General features: G+C 44.1%; 6 protein-coding genes and 1 pseudogene. 6 read left to right on the forward strand and 1 reads right to left on the reverse strand.

The window, feature by feature from the left end; all coding sequences use genetic code 11:
* From PV763_RS04940 to PV763_RS04965, 6 genes and pseudogenes are all read left to right on the forward strand, one after another.
* Positions 1-286 (forward strand): annotated as a pseudogene (locus tag PV763_RS04940) (DEAD/DEAH box helicase); the annotation flags it as partial.
* Between the two features lie 405 nt (positions 287-691).
* Positions 692-1,510 carry an ABC transporter ATP-binding protein gene (locus PV763_RS04945; protein WP_004645032.1) on the forward strand — a complete coding sequence of 273 codons (819 nt, stop codon included), beginning with the start codon at positions 692-694 and terminating at the stop codon, positions 1,508-1,510.
* Positions 1,507-2,286, forward strand: coding sequence for a lipid asymmetry maintenance ABC transporter permease subunit MlaE (gene mlaE / locus PV763_RS04950; protein WP_004281531.1), 780 nt, complete (start codon positions 1,507-1,509; stop codon positions 2,284-2,286). Before PV763_RS04945 ends, mlaE begins: the two co-directional genes overlap by 4 nt.
* On the forward strand, positions 2,286-2,963 hold the full coding sequence (locus tag PV763_RS04955) for an outer membrane lipid asymmetry maintenance protein MlaD (protein ID WP_420937458.1): 678 nt from the start codon (positions 2,286-2,288) through the stop codon (positions 2,961-2,963). The genes mlaE and PV763_RS04955 overlap by 1 nt, the downstream gene beginning before the upstream one ends.
* 18 nt (positions 2,964-2,981) lie before the next feature.
* Positions 2,982-3,620, forward strand: coding sequence for an MlaC/ttg2D family ABC transporter substrate-binding protein (locus PV763_RS04960; RefSeq protein WP_174894180.1), 639 nt, complete (start codon positions 2,982-2,984; stop codon positions 3,618-3,620).
* 15 nt (positions 3,621-3,635) lie between these two features.
* On the forward strand, positions 3,636-3,926 hold the full coding sequence (locus PV763_RS04965) for an STAS domain-containing protein (protein ID WP_071850897.1): 291 nt from the start codon (positions 3,636-3,638) through the stop codon (positions 3,924-3,926).
* A 248-nt stretch (positions 3,927-4,174) separates the two neighbouring features.
* Here PV763_RS04965 and PV763_RS04970 read toward each other — a convergent pair.
* On the reverse strand, positions 4,175-4,429 hold a 255-nt coding region (locus PV763_RS04970), incomplete at its 5' end, for a transposase domain-containing protein (protein ID WP_140992711.1).

Below are 4,429 nucleotides of genomic sequence, written 5' to 3' on the forward strand. Positions count from 1 at the left end.
TGGTTTTGGTGACCGTCCTCGCTCTAATGATGACAACCGTGGCAACCGTGTAGATTACAAACCAGCTCGTGAAGGTGGTTATGGTGATCGTCCAAAACGTGATTTTGGTGATCGTCCAGCTCCACGTCGTGAAGGTGGTTTTGGTGATCGTCCACAACGTTCGTTTGATGATCGTCCAAAGCGTGACTTCGGTGATCGTCCAGTACGTCGCAACTTTGATGACAAGCCACGTGGTGAACGTTCGTTCGGTGGTGAAGATCGTCCACGTCGTAAATTTAACGACTAATTCAGTCGCTAGATGAAGATAAAAAACCGGTAGAAATACCGGTTTTTTTTATGCATTGAGTTTTTTGCTTTTTAACGTAAAATGTCTACTAAATCATGTTTTGTCAGGGTTATGATAATTATTAATATGAAAAGCTTAACTCTTCGATCTCAATTGATAGAGGTGTATATGCCATATATCGCATTGACTTTGATTTTATGTAATATTATCTATTATTTATACAGTCTTTTTAATTAATCAATGTACCTGGCTCAAGCTTAAGTGCATATTTTTATTACAAAAAATACGAAATAATCCATTGTTGTCATTTTTTATGATATTAAACCACCTTTTTCAACTGCTAACATTTTGAACTTCGTTCCTTTATAGTATGCATGCTGAAAAAATGCAGGAATAAACTCAGCTATGAAAAATCAAACAGCGCGAGATACTCAATCTCTGATTGAAGTCAAGAATCTGAGCTTCAAGCGGGGTGAGCGCGTGATTTATGACGACGTGAGTTTGAATATTCGTCGTGGGCAGATTACCGCCATTATGGGGCCATCCGGTACCGGTAAAACTACCTTATTAAGACTAATTGGTGGGCAGCTGGTTCCTGAGCACGGTCAGGTTTTATTGGACGGCAAGGATATTGCCACGATGTCACGTTCCGAACTTTTTTCAGCACGTGCACGGATGGGTATGTTGTTTCAGAGCGGTGCTTTGTTTACCGATATGAGCGTGTATGAAAATGTCGCATTTCCGATTCGAGCACATACCAAATTGCCAGAACATCTGATTAAGGAAATAGTGGCATTGAAACTGGAATCAGTCGGTTTACGTGGTGCAGAACAGATGATGCCGTCTGAACTATCCGGTGGTATGAACCGACGCGTAGCTTTGGCCCGGGCGATTGCGCTGGATCCTGAGCTGATCATGTACGATGAACCGTTTGCCGGACAGGATCCGATTGTGATGGGCGTTTTGACTCGTCTGATCCGTTCATTACGTGAAGCACTAGACTTGACCACGATTATTGTCTCGCATGATGTTGCAGAAACTTTATCGATTGCGGACTACATTTATGTGGTGGCAGAAGGCAAAATTCAGGGCGAGGGCACACCAGCAGAGCTGAAAGCGCATCCGTCTGCTTTTGTACAGCAATTCCTGACCGGTTCGGTAGAAGGTCCGGTGGATTATCAGTTTAGTCATCAAGCTTATTTAAGTGATGAGGTTCGTTCATGAATGCAATTGCCGCATTAGGTAGACGCGTTATTGAACGTGTACAGGGGATTGGGGTCGCGACCCTGATGCTGTTGCAGATTTTATTTTCCATGCCGACCTGGCTTGGCGTAAAGCTGTTTATTTATCAGATGTATCGGGTTGGGGTATTGTCCCTGCTGATTATTGTGGTTTCTGGCCTGTTTATTGGTGCCGTGCTTGGTTTGCAGATGTTTAGCATCTTGTCGACCTTTGGTAGTGAGTCGATGCTAGGAACAGCGGTCGCGTTGACCTTGCTGCGTGAACTGGCACCTGTGGTCGCTGCTTTGCTATTTGCAGGACGTGCCGGTTCAGCCTTGACTGCGGAAATTGGCCTGATGAAAGCTACTGAACAATTGTCCAGTATGGAAATGATCGGTGTCGATCCATTGAAGCGGGTGATTTCGCCGCGTCTTTGGGCAGGGATTTTTAGCTTGCCAATGCTTTCCGTCATCTTTGCCGCAGTTGGCATTATGGGCGGTAAAATGGTCGGGGTAGATTTCCTGGGTGCCGATGAAGGCGCTTATTGGAGCGGCATGGAAAGCAGCGTGCAATTCTATAAAGATGTCTTGAATGGCACCATTATTAAAAGTTTTGTATTCGCATTAATTTGTACCTGGATTGCGGTGTATCAAGGCTATGCTTGTGTCCCGACATCGGAAGGTATTGCAACTTCTACAACGCGTACAGTCGTGTATTCTTCGCTGTGCGTTTTAGGCTTTGACTTTGTGTTGACTGCGGTCATGTTCGGAGGTGTTTAATGAAATCACGTACTAGTGAGCTGGCCGTTGGTGTTTTTGTTATTTTGTTTGCGATTGCCTTATTTTTCCTGGCGATGCGTGTCAGTGGTCTGGTCGGACACAATATTTCCGACAGCTATAAAATGACAGCGACTTTTGAAAATGTAAATGGGATCAAGCCGCGTGCTAAAGTGGCATTGAGTGGTGTGAAAGTGGGGCAGGTGGATGACATTACCCTGGATCCAGTGACGCGTCTGGCGACCGTGCATATGACCCTGGATGGCTCCTTGACCTCGTTTAATACTGAACAGTTAAAGCAAGTTCAGCAGGAAGCACTGGAAGAGTTACGTTATAGTTCGGACTATACTGCGGCTGCACCTGCGCAACAAAAAGACATGGAAAAACAACTGTTAGATAACATGAAATCCATCACCAATATTGATGAAGATGCTTATATTATGGTAGCGACCAATGGGTTGTTGGGTGAAAAATACCTGAAAATTATTCCAGGTGGTGGTCTGAACTATTTGAAACGCGGTGATCAGATTGCCAATACCCAAGGCACCATGGAAATTGAAGATTTAGTGACGAAGTTCATTACTGGCGGTGCCGGTAAATCGTCGGATAGTCAAGAAACTGCCCCAGAACAGGCGACAGTTTCAGAATCGACTGATGCAGAACCTGTATTTGTTGAATAATAGATTGAGGAGATTTCAGTGAAGACTTTAGTAAAACAAACGCTTGCAGCAAGCATTCTTTCAACAATGATTGCTGGTACAGTGTTTGCTGCACCGTCTGAAGCACCACCTGTTTTTATTAAAAAAGTGGCAGATGGTTTGATTGAGCGCCTCAAAGCTGATAACGCAAAATTGCAGAACAATCCAGCGCTGGTAAAAGCGATTGTCCGCCAGAATCTGGATCCATACATTGATTCACAGTCTTTCACGCGTATTGTGATGGGGACTTATGCGACGAACCAGTATAGTACTGCTGCACAGCGCGCGCAGTTTGAAAAGAATTTCCGTGAAACGCTCATTGAAAATTATGGTTCTGCATTTTCCAAGTTCAGCAATCAGACCTATAGCGTGCGTCCATACAAGGCCAGCAATAGCAAAAACCCTGTTGTAACCATCGACTTTAATAATAAGGGCGAGAAAATTCCCGTGGCGTTCCAGCTGGTGGACAAAGGTTCACAATGGAAAATCCGCAACATCAACGTATCGGGTATCGATCTAGGTTTGCAATTCCGTAACCAGTTTGCTGCGACAGTAAAACGTAATGGCGGTAATATAGATAAAGCTATTGCTAACTTCAAACCGGATGCAGAAGCTGCAATCGACAAGAACAAGAAATAATCAGATAGGTGAGCCGTGATTGTATTCAAGGATCAGGAATTGCAGGTTTCAGGCAAAATTGACTATGCCAATGCGCAGGACTATTACCTAAATGGTCTGCGTGTGGTTCAATCCCAGACCAAATTTCCGCTTGTGGTCAACTTGGCTGGGCTTGAAAGTGGCAGTACTTTGGCTTTGGCGGTATTGGTGCGCTGGTTGCGCCAAACTCCTCAAGCGCAAGGACTACAGTTTAAAGCTGTTCCTGCTAAAATGATGAATATCATTCAGGCCTGTCATTTACAGGATGATTTACAGATCATTCAGTAAATAAAAAAGCACCGAAAGGTGCTTTTTTATTTATTGTTGATACATTTTAAAAGTAAAGTCCTTCCTTTATCAAAAGGACGTTAGGAAGGATTAAAATATGACCTCACCCTAACCCTCTCCTAAAAGGAGAGGGAACTTCCTCTCTAACTTTATGGATAGAAATGATGATTTTTAAAAACTACTATCTCAATAAATATTGGAAGTCCTCTCTCCCTATGGGTAAGCGTCCGCTGAATCCCATACCAATTTTAATTCGATTTAGGTTTCCAGCAGTGTGGCAGCAATTCTTCAATTTGGGTCACTTTGTGTGTCGGCAGCCTTTTCAGCACATCACTTAAATAGGCATACGGATCCAAGCCATTCAGCTTTGCTGACTGGATTAACGTCATGATGTTTGCCGCTCGCTGACCACTGCGCAGCGAACCTGCAAACAGCCAGTTCTTGCGCCCCAACGCCCAGGGACGCATCTGATTCTCGACCCAATTATTGCAAATAGGTAGATT

Source organism: Acinetobacter sp. AS5 (assembly GCF_048957595.1).
Taxonomy (GTDB): Bacteria; Pseudomonadota; Gammaproteobacteria; order Pseudomonadales; family Moraxellaceae; genus Acinetobacter.

Coding starts and splice junctions, on each gene's coding strand:
- PV763_RS04955 (WP_420937458.1), top strand. CDS start 2,286: ATGAAATCACGTACTAGTGAGCTGGCCGTTGGTGTTTTTGTTATTTTG.
- PV763_RS04945 (WP_004645032.1), top strand. CDS start 692: ATGAAAAATCAAACAGCGCGAGATACTCAATCTCTGATTGAAGTCAAG.
- mlaE (WP_004281531.1), top strand. CDS start 1,507: ATGAATGCAATTGCCGCATTAGGTAGACGCGTTATTGAACGTGTACAG.